Source organism: Azobacteroides sp. (SeqCode) (assembly GCF_055395615.1).
In genome coordinates this window covers 289,071-304,446 of sequence record NZ_AP014701.1, presented here as the reverse complement: position 1 = coordinate 304,446, position 15,376 = coordinate 289,071, and the positions used below count along the sequence as shown (strand labels likewise).

The following is a 15,376-nucleotide window of genomic DNA, read 5'->3' as shown; positions in this document are numbered from 1 at the left end:
GAAGATATGTTAAATGAATATAGAATGTTTGTACTTTAAGAAAAATCTGATAGAAATTAAAGCATTCTTCGAAATTTGAAGGAAGCAAAACATATATTTATGGTAAAAAAAGAAACAAAACCAAATCTGATTGAAACATTTGCGGACTTTAAAGCAAATAAAAATGTAGATAGAACAAGCTTAATTAGTGTATTGGAAGAAACATTTCGTAATGCCATCAATAAGAGATTTGGTTCAGAAAAAAACTATAATATCATTATCAATCCAGATAAAGGAGATTTTGAAATTTGGAGAAATAGGGAGGTTGTTCCAGATGACGAAGTAAAAAAAACTAATTTACAAATAGGATTGACGGAAGCTAAAAAAATAGATAAAGACTACGAAATAGGTGAAGAAATAAGCGATGCAGTAGATTTTTCTACTTTTGGAAGACGTGCAGTCTTAAATCTTCGTCAAACATTAACTTCTAAAATATTAGAATTGCAAAATGAGTCACTTTACAACAGATATAAAGATAAAGTAGGTCATATTGTTAGCGGAGAAATTTATCAAATTTGGAAAAAAGAAATACTTTTATTAGATGATGAAGGAAATGAATTAATACTTCCGAAGTCGGAACAAATCCGTAGTGATTTTTTTCGTAAAAATGAAGTTTGTCGTGCGGTAGTAATAAAAGTTGATAATTATAATAGTCCAAGAATAATTCTTTCCCGTACGTCTAATTCATTTATGCAAAGGTTATTTGAACTAGAAGTTCCTGAGATCCAAGATGGGCTAATTACTATTAAACGAATCGCTCGTATACCCGGAGAAAGAGCTAAAATTGCTGTTGAATCGTATGATGAACGCATTGACCCTATAGGCACATGTGTAGGAGTGAAGGGCATGCGTATTCGTGGTATTGTTCGTGAACTACGCAATGAAAATATAGATATAGTAAATTATACATCAAACACTTCTTTATTTATTCAAAGAGCATTAAGTCCTGCTAAAATTTCTTCTATTAAGATTTATGAAAAAGAAAAAAAAGCAGAAGTTTTTTTTCGTCCGGAAGAAGTTTCATTAGCAATAGGGAAAAGTGGATTGAATATCAAATTAGCTTGTATCTTAACAGGATATACTATTGATGCGTTTCGTGAGGAAACGAATGATGATGAAGATATTTATCTAAATGAATTTATAGATGAAATAGAGGAATGGATAATTGAAGCACTGAAAAATATTGGTTGTTTTACAGCTAAAAATGTTTTAGCAAAAAGTAAAGATGAAATTGTACGTCAAGCGGATTTGGAAGAAGACACAGTAGATGAAATTTTTAGAATACTTAAAGCTGAATTTGAAGAATAATTATGGATATTAGACTTAATAAAGTGACAAAATACCTAAATGTAGGGCTCTCAACAATAGTTAAATTCCTAAAAAGTAAAGGTTATTCAAGGGAAGAAAATCCAAATACGAAGATTAGTAGTGAAGAGTATGAAATTCTTAATCAAGAATTTCATAAAGATAAATATGTAAAACTTGAGTCTGAAAAACTGAGTAAGGAACGTTTTCATAAAGAAAAAAAGGTTTATACAAATTATGAAAAACCGAAAAAAATGGAAGAAATAAAAACTGAGATTCAAGAAGAAAGCAAATATCAATTAGTTATAACGAATAAGTTGGCTCTTGATGCTTTATCTAAAAAAAAATCACAATCTAGTATTGAAGATAAAAAAAATACCACAAAATCTGAAATCAAAAAAGTTGAATTTATAACTAATCCCAATATTATCAAGGAAGAAGAACAAAATGAAAAATCTATAAATTCTCAGATAAATAATGAAGACAAAATCTCCCGTTTTTCTAGTTATACAGAACCAACAATCAATTTCACTATTACTGGAAAAATAGATTTAATGGCTATTAATAATAATACTCGTTTTAAGAGAAAAACAAAAGAAGTAAAACAAAAAGGACAAGAAGAGCAAAATAAAAAAATAGAAAAAGTCAAAACAGAGGAAACAACTCAAGTAAATACAGAAAAAAAAAGAGTTATTCATTCTCAAACAAATATAGATACACTGAAAAAGAGAAAACGAAATCGTATCAAGCACAAAAAAATCGAACAAAATATTTCTACAATTTTTAATCCTAAAAATAAACAATTTAAACTTCACAAATCAACATATAAAAACGAAGTAAGTGAAGAAGATATTCAAAAACAAGTTAAAGAGACTTTAACAAAACTAGCTAACAGTGGCTTGAAGAAAGGTATAAAATATCGTAAAGAAAAACGAGATACATTATTGCAATGGCAAAATGAACAACATAAGATAAAAGTACAAGAAGGTAAAATAATTAAAATTACTGAGTTTGTTACTGCCAATGATTTAGCAAATATGATGAATGTACCTGTAGTTGAAATTATATCCACCTGTATGTCTATTGGCATTATAGTTTCTATCAATCAACGCTTAGATGCTGAAACAATCAATATTGTTGCTGAAGAGTTTGGCTATAAAACTGAATATGTAAGTGCAGAAATTATAGGAACTATTATTGATAATGATAATGAGGATCAAGAAGAATTAGTATTACGTCCACCTATTGTAACTGTAATGGGTCACGTAGATCATGGGAAAACATCTTTACTTGACAATATTCGTGATACCAACATTATTGCTGGTGAAGCTGGAGGTATTACTCAACATATTGGAGCTTACCATGTGAAATTAGGTGATGGTCGTAGAATCACATTCCTGGATACTCCTGGACATGAAGCATTTACAGCCATGCGAGCCCGTGGAGCTAAAATAACTGACATTGTCATTATCATCATTGCTGCTGACGACGATGTAATGCCTCAAACAATTGAAGCAATTAATCATGCATCAGCTGCAGGAGTTCCAATTGTATTTGCTATCAATAAAATAGATAAATCTGGAGCAAATACTGAAAAAATCAAAGAAACACTTTCTTCTATGAATTATTTAGTAGAAGATTGGGGAGGGAAATACCAATCTCAAGATATTTCTGCGAAAAAGGGTATTGGAGTACAAGAATTATTAGAAAAAGTACTTTTAGAGGCAGAATTATTGGAATTAAAAGCTAATCCTAAAAGGTATGCCGTAGGTTCGGTTATAGAATCCTCTTTAGATAAAGGACGAGGCTATATGGCAACTGTATTGATACAAAACGGAACACTTAAATTAGGAGATATTATTTTGGCAGGAAAGCATTTTGGTCGTGTAAAAGCGATGTTTAATGAAAGAAATCTAAAAATAAAAGAAGCGAGTCCTGCTGAAGCAGTGTTGATTTTGGGATTAAATGGAGCGCCTCAAGCAGGTGATACTATTCGAGTAATGGGGACCGAACAAGAAGCAAGAGAAATTGCTTTAAAAAGAGAACAGCTGCAACGAGAACAGGGATTGCGTACTCAAAAAATACTAACATTAGACGATATTGGCCGGCGTATTGCTATTGGCAATTTTCAGCAATTGAATATAATTGTCAAAGGAGATGTGGATGGTTCTATTGAGGCTCTTTCTGATTCTTTAATCAGACTTTCTACTGAACAAATTCAAATAAATATTATCCACAAAGGAGTAGGGCAAATATCTGAATCAGATGTTGTTTTAGCTACTGCTTCAAATGCTTTTATTATTGGATTTCAAGTGCGTCCCTCCCTATCGGCACGTAAATTAATAGAAAAAGAAGGGGTAGACATGCGTTTGCATTCTATCATTTATAATGCTATAGAAGAAGTTAAATCTGCTATGAAGGGTATGCTTACTCCTGAAATTAAAGAAGAAATCAAGGCAAATGTAGAAATACGCGCAGTATATAAGATTCCTAAAGTAGGTTCTGTTGCAGGATGTATGGTTAAGGAAGGAAAAATTAAACAAGGAGATAAACTTCGTTTAATACGTGACGGAATTGTAGTTTATACTGGAGAATTGGGTTCATTAAAACGTTACAAAGATCATGTAAAAGAAGTTACTCAAGGTCATGAATGTGGTTTAAATATTTACAATTTTAATGATATCAAAACAGGTGATATTATTGAAACATTTGAAAAAATAGAAATAAAACAAACATAATAAACTAACAATACCACAAATTTTAACAATGATAAAAAAAGATGCTTTTATTTGTTCACATTGTGGTAATGATTCCCCAAAATGGATAGGAAAATGTCCTGTTTGTAGTAATTGGAATACCTATAAAAAAGAAATCATCAGTAACTTACTTCCTTCTTCTCAAATTTCATCCAAATTGTCCAATTGTAATATATCTCAGTCTAATCCACTGTTGCTAAACAATATTCGAATCGATGATGAAATTCGAATAAATATGGGGGACAAAGAATTTAATCGTGTTTTAGGGGAAGGGTTAGTTTTTGGTTCATTAGTTTTAATTGGAGGAGAACCTGGTATCGGTAAATCAACTTTGGTTTTACAAACTATACTAAAATTGAAATACAAAACTCTCTATATATCTGGGGAAGAAAGTGTCAAACAATTAAAATTAAGAGCGGAAAGATTGAATATAGAAAATGAAAGTTGCTTTATTGTATGTGAAACTAATTTAGAGAGGATTTTTAACTATATTAATCATATACAACCTAATTTGGTAGTAATAGATTCCATTCAAACACTTTTTACAGAACAGATTGAATCTAGTCCTGGGACTATATCTCAAATTAGAGAGAATGCTTCAATTTTATTGAAATTTGCTAAAGAAACTAATATTCCTTTTTTAATTATTGGACATATAAATAAAGAAGGGAACATTGCAGGACCTAAGATTTTAGAACATATTGTAGATGTAGTACTTCAATTTGAAGGAGCTCAAAACTATATGTATCGTATTTTACGGAATATAAAAAATCGTTTTGGAAGTACTTCAGAATTAGGAATTTACGAAATGAAACAAAATGGGTTACGAGAGGTTAACAATCCATCAGAATTATTATTAACTCAAGATTATGAAGGATTAAGTGGAATAGCTATTGCTGTTGTTATAGAAGGTATCAGACCATTTTTAATTGAAACACAAGCATTAGTGAGTAGTGCTGCGTATGGAACACCTCAAAGAAGCTCAACTGGTTTTGATAGTCGTCGAATGAATATGCTTTTAGCCGTTTTAGAGAAAAAAGTTGGATTTAAATTAGGTCAAAAAGATGTATTTCTAAATATTGCTGGAGGGTTACGAATCAATGACCCTGCAATGGATTTATCAGTAATATCTGCTATTCTTTCATCAAATTTAAATGTATCTATTGAAAGAAAAATATGTATGTGTGGGGAAGTTGGATTATCCGGTGAAATTCGTTCTGTGAATAGGATTGAATCAAGAATATTTGAGGCAGAAAAACTTGGATTTAAAAAAATAATCATACCAGCAAATAATCTTAAAGAATTAGATTTCAAACAATTAAATATCACTATCGAATTAGTAAAAAAAGTAGAAGAAGCATTCAAAAAATTATTCAAGTAAAAAACTATTATTTTTTTCCAAAAAGATTTTCCATATTTTCTTTCATTTTCAATTCTTGTGAATTTTTTTGAGCAAACCAAAATTTTTTATCTTTTATCTTTTGAGGCAAATAATTTTGTTTAACAAAATTATTTGTATAATCATGGGGATATTTGTAATCTTTTCCATAATTTAAATTTTTCATTAATTGAGTTGATGCATTTCGTAAATGTAAAGGAACAGGAAGATTCCCTGAATGAGTAATTTCTTCTAATGCATTTTCTATTGCTTTATAAGCCGAATTACTCTTTGAACAGGTTGCCAGATAAATAGTAGTTTCAGCTAAAATAATTCTACTTTCAGGTATTCCAATTTTATTAACAGCATCAAAACAAGCATTAGCTATTAATAAAGCATTAGGATTAGCAAGGCCAATATCTTCTGAAGCAGCAATAACCAAACGACGAGCAATAAAGTTGCAGTTTTCTCCTCCAGAAATAATTCTTGCCAACCAATAAATGGCAGCGTCTGGATCACTACCTCTAATAGACTTAATGAACGCAGAAACAATATCATAGTGTATTTCTCCTTTTTTATCGTAAGTTGAAAAATTTTCCTGCAAATATTTTCTAACTATAGAATTATTAATAATAAGTTCTCCTACTAGCCTATTTTTTTCTGTTTCAACAATTAATTCTAAAATATTCAACAATTTACGGGCGTCACCATCTGCAAAATGTAACAATTCTGTAGTTTCCGTTACTTCTATTTTATATTTCTTTAATTTGGTATCTTCTCTTAATGCTTTATTCATTAATGCAAGTAAATCTTCATCCTGAAGATTCTTTAATACATATACTTGACAACGAGAAAGTAAAGGACGAATAATTTCAAAAGAAGGATTTTCAGTTGTTGCACCAATCAAAGTGATAGTTCCATCTTCTACAATTCCCAAAAAGGAATCTTGCTGAGATTTACTAAAATGATGTATTTCATCAATAAAAAGGATAGGATGAATTTTATTAAAAAACTGCGAATTCTTTATTTTATCAATAGTTTCTCTCACATCTTTCACTCCAGAACTAGCAGCACTCAACGTAAAAAATGGAATATTCATTTGTTTGGAAATAATCCGTACCAAAGTTGTTTTACCTGTTCCGGGAGGTCCCCACAAAATAAATGATGGAATATATTTTCCTTCTATCATTCTTTGCAGAATATTCCCCTTCCCAACCAAATGTGTTTGTCCAAAATAACCGTCAAGAGATTGAGGACGCATTCGTTCCGCTAAAGGTTTATTCACATCTAAGTTTATACAAAAAAACATAGCAAAAGTATTTAATTCTTACTATTTATCCAAAAAGTACTAGCTACTTGTCATTTATTCAAAGGGGAACAAATCTTTAAATAAAATAAGATCGAATAGCTTTAAGAAAATGTTTTTCTTGAAATTTTAAATTTTTCTTGTATAGAATTATTAAAGTAAATTACTTCAATAAGTAAAGTAATTTTCATTATAAATAAATAAAAAATTATGATGTATTTTTGTTTCAAATGGAAAATATATTATGCAGTATTTAGAATTAAAAGAGATGCTATTCCATGCTTATCATGGAGTAATGGAACAAGAAAGAAAAGTGGGGAATACATATATCCTTGACTTGAAAGTTCATTTTGATTTCCACGAAACTATCGGTACTGATAATATAAACGATAGTATCAATTATATTTCTATCTATGAATTAATAAAACAAGAAATGACTATTTCTTCTAATTTAATTGAACACATAGCTGGTAGAATTATTAAGCGTATTCAAGTAGTCTTTCCGAAGGTTACAAAAATAGAACTTCGTTTAGCAAAAAAAAATCCTCCATTTGGTGGAGATATTAAAGAAGTTGCTGTATTTATTACTAATTAGTTTTTGATAATTAAGGATAACTACTATCTGTTACAGTTTATCCACTTCTCAACTTATCTGTATTATCCTATTAGTTGAGACAAACACTAATGCAACACACTACTAAATCAGTACTTATTGCATTTTCCGTGTTCTAGTTATTTTCAAATATAAATTTATTAGACAATTCAGAAATGAAAAATATCTCAATAACAACAAAAATTAATAACATAACGTATATATCTCAGAGTTTTTATTGTCAATTATTGCTTACAATAATTGACAATAAATATAAAAATTCAATAGTAAAATATCAATTAAAATATTGATAGTCAATTCAATTCATTCAAAATTAATTAAAAAAATCTTATACTTTTATCGAATGCTTCTTAATGAATTGTTATTATTCTTGTAATATTTAGAAATTCTCATATTATCACGAGGAAAAGAACTTGATTTCTATTAATGAAATGAATGACTTTCATTTCATTAGTAAAAACTAACAAAATAGTTATTTTTTAAAATTGTAAGTCTTAATAAGATTTTAGTATCCATCAATAATTTAATTCTAATCGATTTTATTAAATCGGTATAAACAATTGTCAGACTGTTAGTTCTAATCCAAGAAATTAATTCAAGAATAAAATAGAAAAAATAAGAGTAATTAAGATTGTTAAAAATTTTGAATTTTTATAAGGTACTTTTAATCTTCTTCTGATTTTTGAATCATACATTTCAACATTTTATTATGTACAAATATATTCTCTATAAGAATATAAATTTTTTCTATATTTCCATATTTTGTAATATTCCAAAACTTAGCGTTTGAATGTACTCATAAATGATACTCAGAAATCCAATAATAAAAATGCCAACTGTACAGATTATTAAACTAATCCGATTATAATTATCTATTCTGCATTGTTTTAGTATAACTTTCTCTTTTTTTTCTATAAACATTGCTTTAACAATAAGTAAATAGTAATAAAGAGATATTACAGTGTTTAACAAAGCGATAAAAACTAGAATATATTGTTTTTGCTCAGCTGCTGCCATAAAAATAAAAAATTTACTAAAAAATCCAGCAAAAGGAGGAATACCTCCCAGTGAAAATACAGCTAACATCATTACAAAAGCTAATACAGGATTGGATAGATATAATCCATTGAAAGCAACTATTCGTGTATCTCCCTTTGTTTGAGACTCTACAGCAGATATTACACCAAAAGCTGCCAGATTAGAGAACAAATAAACAAGTATATAAAAAATAGTAGCTGTCATTCCTTGCATTGTTCCAGTAATAATACCTAAAAGAATATATCCTGCTTGAGAAATTGAGGAAAAAGCAAATAATCGCTTAATATCTTTCTGACGAATTGCAAACAAATTACCCAAAACAATTGTAGCAACCGACAACCACCACAAAATATTATTCCAAATAATCTTAATTTCTCCAAATACTTTGTACAATACAAAAATCAGAGCAAATATTGCTGCTCCTTTCGAAACTACAGATAAATAAGCAGTAACACTAGTAGGAGCTCCTTCATACACATCTGCTGTCCATAAATGAAAAGGTACTAAGGATAATTTAAAGCCTAAACCTCCAAAGAAAAAGACAAATCCTAATTTCACTAAAGGTGAATTAATAACATTTAAAACTACATCTGAATAGTAAAAGCTTCCCAATCCTCCATATAAGAAAGATAATCCAAATAACATTACTCCTGAAGATAAAGATGACATCAAAATATACTTTACACCTGCTTTTGCCGATTTTTCTTGATATTTATTAAATGTAACTAAACAAGACAAAGGCAAAGAAGCAGTTTCCATTCCAATATATAACATCATGAAATTTCTTGAAGAAATCGTAATATACATTCCTAATAATGTAACTATCATAATAAGATAAAATTCTCCTTGTTTAAAAAACATTTTTTCTGATAATAACCATTTATTGGATTGTAAAAACACAAGAAGTGTAGCTATATTAAGAATATTTTTCATAAAAGTAGTGAGTCGAGAATTAACATACATTCCTCCAAAAATTTCATTATACATTGTAGAACAAGAGGAAAAATTGTAAAAAACCACAATAATAAATCCTACAATTGCTATATGTAAAAAACATTTTCTACCTTCTAGAGAACAAAAGGTATCATATAAAAACAAAATCACAAATAAAGCTACCAATCTTATCTCTTGCTTTAAATATAGAAAATCACTAAAATTCATAATAAACTACTACAACTTATAAATTTAATTTCTGTCAAAAAGATAATTTTGTGACAATAGAAGTCAAACTGTTATTAATCATTTCAGATACAGTCAATGGAAAAATACCAATAAAAGTAATAACAATAATCAAGCAAATTACAGGTACTTTTTCATGCCATATTGCATCTGATAACCCAATGTACTGTTTGTTTTGAACAGTACCATAGAGAACTTTGCCTATTGTTCGAAGAATATAAACAGCAGTAATTACAATAGAACAACAGGTAATAATCGTTAATGCTCTATGAAATAAATCTGAATGTTGAAATGATCCGACGAAAATAGTCATTTCTGCCACAAACCCACTCAATCCAGGAAGTCCTAATGAAGCCAAACCGGCAATTACGTAACAAACTGATGCAAACGGCATAATTTTCATTAAACCTCCTATTTCTCTAATATTGCGAGTATGTATCCGATTGTAAATTAATCCAATTAAAGAGAAAAACAATGCAGTTATTAAACCGTGAGATAACATTTGCATAACTGCACCAGTTATAGCTGTCTGATTCATCATCAAAATAGCAAATAGTACTAGTCCACAATGGCTTACGGAAGAATATGCATTAATATATTTTAAGTCTGTTTGAATAATTGCATTAAGTGCTCCATAAATAACGCTAATACCAGTCAGTATTAAAAATATCCAGCTTAATTCATGAGCGGCTTCTGGCATCAAAAATATTGCTACACGAAGACATCCATACCCTCCAAGTTTCATTAGTACGCCTGCATGAAGCATAGAAACTGCTGTAGGTGCAGAAGCATGACCATCTGGTGACCATGTATGAAAAGGGAACAAAGCTCCTAATACCCCAAATCCTAGAAAAGTAGCAGAAAAAAAACAACGTTGATATTTTATTGGAATATGCAATTTTGCTATTTCCAATATATTCATTGTTGTTGCTCCAGACATATAATAGATACCGATAATTCCTATCATTAAGAATGCAGATCCTCCCATTAAAGTTAAAGTTAATTTCATAGCTGAATATTCTTTTCTTCCAGTTCCCCATAAACCTATCAATAAATACATAGGTATTAGAGCTACTTCATAAAATAAAAACATAGTAAACAAATCAATGGAAATAAAAAATCCAAATACTCCAACTAATAACAAACAATACCATAGGAAATATTCTTTTGCCATATTAATATTCCATGAAGAAAAAATTCCTGCAAACATAATAATAGAAGAAAGAAGTAACATTACCATCGATATCCCATCTATGCCTACTGTATAAGAAATATTCAAAGGATTATACCACTTAATACTTGATATAAATAACATTTCAGCATTGGAAATAGCTCTTTCTTGAAAAAATAAAATTGCTAATATAGTAGCTAATATAATTAAAGCGGATGCCCCGATTAACATTATAGCTAGAAGAAATTTCATACTTTTGCATAAAAACAAGGCAATAATCATTAATACTGGGATAATTACAAATAAAGACAAAACATTCATAACAATTTATTTTTATATGAAAATTATAAAAAATTCTTTTTAAAATTTTCATCCAAATTATACATTTTTTATAATTTAATTTTTTACTAAAAACTATCTATATTTAATAACTTTAGTTCATTATAAGTCAAATACTTAATTTTACTATAAATATGTATTTTAATGTATCTTACATGACTACATTGAAAATGTGTAATTTAGAATTTGTTATCAATTTTTTTTCATTTTTTGAAATTTTGTAGATAGACCATCTTCTTGCATAAGATTCTAATTTAAAAGTACATTTCTGATGGAAAAAATTGGGTATACTTGACAGATTATAGAAGTCATTGAATATAGACTTCTATAATCTGTTTTCTATCTCTCCAACTTGGAGTTACCTCAAATAGGTGATAAAATCTACTTACAATCACCTTTACTTAAATGTAACGCAAACATACAAATCAATAATCTTTAGAAGATATTTTTTGAACTTTCAATCCAATTGTTCATTACTTCTGACAATTCATTTGTCATCTCAACATCAGTAACTTCAAAATCATTTTTTTTGAACATATTTTTTGATAATGTTGACTTTAAAAGTAAAAAATGAATTTTACTTATCTTAATGAGTAAAGTATACCCTTTTTCATTGAATTTGGTAGTATCGATTCTACCTTATTCCAACTAGTGTCGAAAAAATATTTTATTCTTTTTCTTACTAAACTAAAATATTTTTACTAATAACATAATTTCCATTTATAAAGTAGATTCTTTCATTATCAGTCTTTTTCAATAAAAAATTTTGAACTAACCCTTATAATATTGTAATAGACGACACTGAACTTTGTTACTAAATTACTGTTTTATTGAATATAGTAACGTGAGCATGAAATTTAGTATTAATATACTGCCTAAAATGACGAACAAACAGCTTTCAAATGTAAATTTAATCAATCTTTTGTTAAATTCAAACATATGGATTACGTTGTTTAACATGACTCTTCTAACAACTAATGGTTCGAAAATTTTAATTACTACAATGTATAATTTTCTATTTTACTTGTTGAACAATTAACTAATGATAATTGTTCAACAAGTAAAAGTTGAATTTAAAACTCAAAAAAATATTTCTAATCTAATTTTTAGTAGTTTCTCTGGAGTAACGAGAATGATACTTAATGTTATTTAAATAATTCAATTCCATTTTTATGACTTTTCTCGATAGATTCAGTTTTTTATTCTGTTATACTCAAAATTACAGTCTCTTGGTTTGATAAGTTAATATACTCATACACTGAAAATGTCTATCAAAAAAGGAAGAAAAAAACCGGATTCAGCCGTATTAATAAATTTTTATTTGTCAAAGACGCCTTCAGCTCTTGTAGAGCTATTGTGACAGTTCAGGTATATATAAAAAATATGTAAATTATTTTCTTCTTAGTATGTTTGCTGTAATAGGAGGCAATCTTTCTTGCAAAACTAATCCTTGTTATAAAGAATTTTGTTTCAAGTATGCATCTCAATTTAATAAGACTAGCTATCGAGTTACAGTGTCATTGTTTAAAACAGTTAAAGAAAAAATAGATCAGTAAATTATTTAGACAATTTAAAAGATTTCTTTTTTATCTACACTATCAATTTTTACAAGAACCATAGGAATGATTTTTTTAAAATTTAGAAAAAAAATCATAAGCAAAATGCGATGCTTGGAAGTTATTTTCTAAAATATTTAGTTTATATAGTACTGTTACAACAATTATTAGATATAAAATCTAAAGTGACCTAATTATTTAAAATTATATAAACAGTTTTTAATATTATTTATAGTTATTAGTTTTAGTTTTAGCTTATTTTGAATTACAATTTGGTAATATAAATCCTGAACTATTTTTATGTACCATATATACTTCATTAATAATTTTTATACATATTATTTGAAGCATTTTTATAATTTGGAATATGTTTTACAATAATGAACTTTACCAAATTCGAATAGATATTAACTAAACTAGCCTAGTCATGAAGTTTAGCTCGATTTATATTAATTGTGACGTAACGAACTGGAATATTCCGTTTTAAGATAGATTAAATAATAAGGGAAACTAGTTTTTATAACTATAAAAAATGTAAAAAAATTGAAATTCATCTAAGTATATTTAATAAATATATTTTTGAGAGTTTTTCCTATATTGTTAATTTTGTTAGTAGATTTTTCTAATTCCTGAATAATTTCTTTTAGTTTCATTATTTCAAATGTTTGTGTTTCACCATGAAATAATTCTACAATTCCTTTTTCATATATTATATCTGCTTCTTTTTCCATTGCTCTAATTGCTTTGTAACTTTTTCGAATTAGTTGTCCTTCTATTTTTAGATTGGATAATTTGTTTATTGAATCTCTAACTTCGAATGTCCCTTTTTTTATGATTTTTGCTAAAAGGAGAGTAGAGTTTGGCAATTTTTCTGGAGCATACATTAGTACTTTATGAGCTGAACGGTTTATTGTATCAATTGCGTTATCTATTTTATCAGTAAGAGTACTAATGTCTTCTCTATCAAAAGGTGTGATAAAAGTTTCATTTAAAGTTTTGAAAATCTGATGAGTTATTCTATCCCCCTTTGATTCTTCTTTTTTAATTAGTTTGCAGATTTTATTCCTTTCCTCTTTGTTTTCGTCTGTGGTAGAAAATAATTTGATTACAAGATCCCCTGCCTGGTCTAAAATTAAAGCCATTTCACTTAAAAGTGAGAAAAATTTAGTACTCTGAGGAGTAAAAAAATTAAAGATAGTGTTAATTTTCATTGCTATAAAACTTAGGGTTTTTTATAAAAAACTTTTTTTAAAAATCAAAATCCAAAATATTTTTTTGCGTTATAATAACATATGTTTTCTATCAAGTGACCGAGAAAAGGCAATTCAGAAATAGGTAATAATCCTTGTTCTAGGTCATTACCTATCAAATTACAAAGTATTCTTCGGAAATATTCGTGACGAGAATAAGAGAGAAAGCTACGAGAATCAGTTACCATGCCTACAAAGTGACTTAAAAGTCCAAGTATAGATAAAGAATTCATTTGTGCTTCCATTCCCATTTTTTGGTCTAAAAACCACCATCCAGCTCCAAATTGTATTTTACCAGTTATTGAACCGTCTTGAAAATTGCCAATCATTGTTGCAATCATTTCATTGTTACTAGGATTGAGATTGTATAAAATTGTCCTTGTCAACTTATTTTGTTTATCCAAACAGTTTAAAAATTTAGACATGGATTCCGATGTATTCCAATCTCCTATAGAATCAAAACCACTATTAGCTCCTATTCGCATAAACATTCGAGTATTGTTGTTACGAAGTGCTCCATAATGAAATTGTTGCGCCCAACTTTTTCCCCAGTCCATTGTTGCCAATTCTATGAGCATACAAGATTTGAATTTTGCTATTTCATCATTATCTAATACACTACCTTTGTTGTATAATTTGTTAAAAATAAAGTTAATATCGTGTAAAGTATAATCTTCAGCATAAAACATTTCTAGTCCATGATCAGACAATTTACATCCTACAGAATCGAAAAAATCATGCCTTACTTTTAATGCTTCTAATAGATGGTTGAAACATCTAATTGTAATCCCAGAAACAGCCGATAATTTTTCTATATATTTTCGAAATTTTAATGGATTTTCGACCTCCATAATTCTGTCTGGTCTCCATGTAGGTAAGACTTTAATTCCAAAATCTTCTTTTTTTAATTTGATGTGATATTTTAACGAATCTATTGGGTCATCAGTTGTACAAATTATTTTCACATTAGAGAGTTTCATAAGATTGCGAACACTAAATTCTGGAGTTCTAAGCAGAGTTGTGCAATGTTCATAAATTTCTAGAGAACTTTCAGGGTTCAATAATTTACTAATTCCGAATATTGTTTTTAATTCTAAGTGTGTCCAATGGTAAAGTGGATTTCGCATAGTGTAGGGGATGGTTTCTGCCCACTTTTCAAATTTTTCAAAGTCAGAAGTACTTTTTCCTGTAATGAAACGTTCATCTATTCCGTTTGTGCGCATAGCTCGCCATTTGTAATGATCTTCTTCAAGCCAAATTTGTCCTAGATTGTCAAATTGTCTATCATTAGCTATCATTTCAGGAGAAAGATGACAATGATAATCTATTATAGGAAGATTTTTGGCATATCTATGGTAGAGTTGGCAGGCTGTTTCTGTTTGTAAAATGAAATCGTCATTTATAAATGTTTTCATAATTTATCATGTTAAAGGAACCTATTTAAAA

The 15,376-nt window shown here is 28.4% G+C and carries 9 protein-coding genes; 4 read left to right on the top strand and 5 right to left on the bottom strand.

From position 1 onward, the window contains the following. Positions 1-99 precede the first annotated feature (99 nt). The 3 genes from nusA to radA are packed head-to-tail and all read left to right on the top strand — an operon-like array spanning position 100 to position 5,481. Positions 100-1,347 (top strand): transcription termination factor NusA, encoded by a 1,248-nt coding sequence (nusA, locus tag ACZ5QM_RS01330; RefSeq protein WP_464183118.1) that lies wholly within the window; start codon positions 100-102, stop codon positions 1,345-1,347. A 2-nt stretch (positions 1,348-1,349) separates the two neighbouring features. Beyond that, entirely contained in the window at positions 1,350-4,082 is a 2,733-nt protein-coding gene (gene infB / locus ACZ5QM_RS01325) for a translation initiation factor IF-2 (protein WP_464203029.1), read from the top strand. Positions 4,083-4,110: 28 nt separating this feature from the next. Then, positions 4,111-5,481, top strand: coding sequence for a DNA repair protein RadA (radA, locus tag ACZ5QM_RS01320; RefSeq protein WP_464183116.1), 1,371 nt, complete (start codon positions 4,111-4,113; stop codon positions 5,479-5,481). Positions 5,482-5,488: 7 nt separating this feature from the next. On the opposite strand, the gene ACZ5QM_RS01315 is transcribed toward radA, so the two are convergent. Next, complete coding sequence (locus ACZ5QM_RS01315) at positions 5,489-6,787, bottom strand: replication-associated recombination protein A (RefSeq protein WP_464183114.1); 1,299 nt, start codon at positions 6,785-6,787, stop codon at positions 5,489-5,491. 241 nt (positions 6,788-7,028) lie between these two features. Between ACZ5QM_RS01315 and folB the strand changes: the two genes are divergently transcribed. Continuing rightward, positions 7,029-7,379: a dihydroneopterin aldolase gene (gene folB / locus ACZ5QM_RS01310; protein WP_464183112.1), complete on the top strand. Its 351-nt coding sequence runs from the start codon at positions 7,029-7,031 to the stop codon at positions 7,377-7,379. Between the two features lie 765 nt (positions 7,380-8,144). Here folB and ACZ5QM_RS01305 read toward each other — a convergent pair. The 4 genes from ACZ5QM_RS01305 to uxaC all read right to left on the bottom strand — a co-directional run bounded on the left by ACZ5QM_RS01305 (position 8,145) and on the right by uxaC (position 15,345). After that, complete coding sequence (locus ACZ5QM_RS01305) at positions 8,145-9,596, bottom strand: NADH-quinone oxidoreductase subunit N (RefSeq protein ID WP_464183111.1); 1,452 nt, start codon at positions 9,594-9,596, stop codon at positions 8,145-8,147. 34 nt (positions 9,597-9,630) lie between these two features. Then, on the bottom strand, positions 9,631-11,106 hold the full coding sequence (locus tag ACZ5QM_RS01300; RefSeq protein WP_464183110.1) for a complex I subunit 4 family protein: 1,476 nt from the start codon (positions 11,104-11,106) through the stop codon (positions 9,631-9,633). A gap of 2,128 nt (positions 11,107-13,234) precedes the next feature. Then, complete coding sequence (locus ACZ5QM_RS01295; RefSeq protein WP_464183108.1) at positions 13,235-13,822, bottom strand: DUF47 domain-containing protein; 588 nt, start codon at positions 13,820-13,822, stop codon at positions 13,235-13,237. A 113-nt stretch (positions 13,823-13,935) separates the two neighbouring features. Beyond that, complete coding sequence (gene uxaC, locus ACZ5QM_RS01290; protein ID WP_464183107.1) at positions 13,936-15,345, bottom strand: glucuronate isomerase; 1,410 nt, start codon at positions 15,343-15,345, stop codon at positions 13,936-13,938. Positions 15,346-15,376 lie beyond the last annotated feature (31 nt).

Excerpts from the sequence above, each read along its gene's own strand:
- uxaC (WP_464183107.1), bottom strand. The coding sequence starts at position 15,345 with ATGAAAACATTTATAAATGACGATTTCATTTTACAAACAGAAACAGCC.
- ACZ5QM_RS01295 (WP_464183108.1), bottom strand. The coding sequence starts at position 13,822 with ATGGCTTTAATTTTAGACCAGGCAGGGGATCTTGTAATCAAATTATTT.
- ACZ5QM_RS01300 (WP_464183110.1), bottom strand. The coding sequence starts at position 11,106 with ATGAATGTTTTGTCTTTATTTGTAATTATCCCAGTATTAATGATTATT.
- radA (WP_464183116.1), top strand. The coding sequence starts at position 4,111 with ATGATAAAAAAAGATGCTTTTATTTGTTCACATTGTGGTAATGATTCC.
- folB (WP_464183112.1), top strand. The coding sequence starts at position 7,029 with ATGCAGTATTTAGAATTAAAAGAGATGCTATTCCATGCTTATCATGGA.
- ACZ5QM_RS01305 (WP_464183111.1), bottom strand. The coding sequence starts at position 9,596 with ATGAATTTTAGTGATTTTCTATATTTAAAGCAAGAGATAAGATTGGTA.
- infB (WP_464203029.1), top strand. The coding sequence starts at position 1,350 with ATGGATATTAGACTTAATAAAGTGACAAAATACCTAAATGTAGGGCTC.
- nusA (WP_464183118.1), top strand. The coding sequence starts at position 100 with ATGGTAAAAAAAGAAACAAAACCAAATCTGATTGAAACATTTGCGGAC.
- ACZ5QM_RS01315 (WP_464183114.1), bottom strand. The coding sequence starts at position 6,787 with ATGTTTTTTTGTATAAACTTAGATGTGAATAAACCTTTAGCGGAACGA.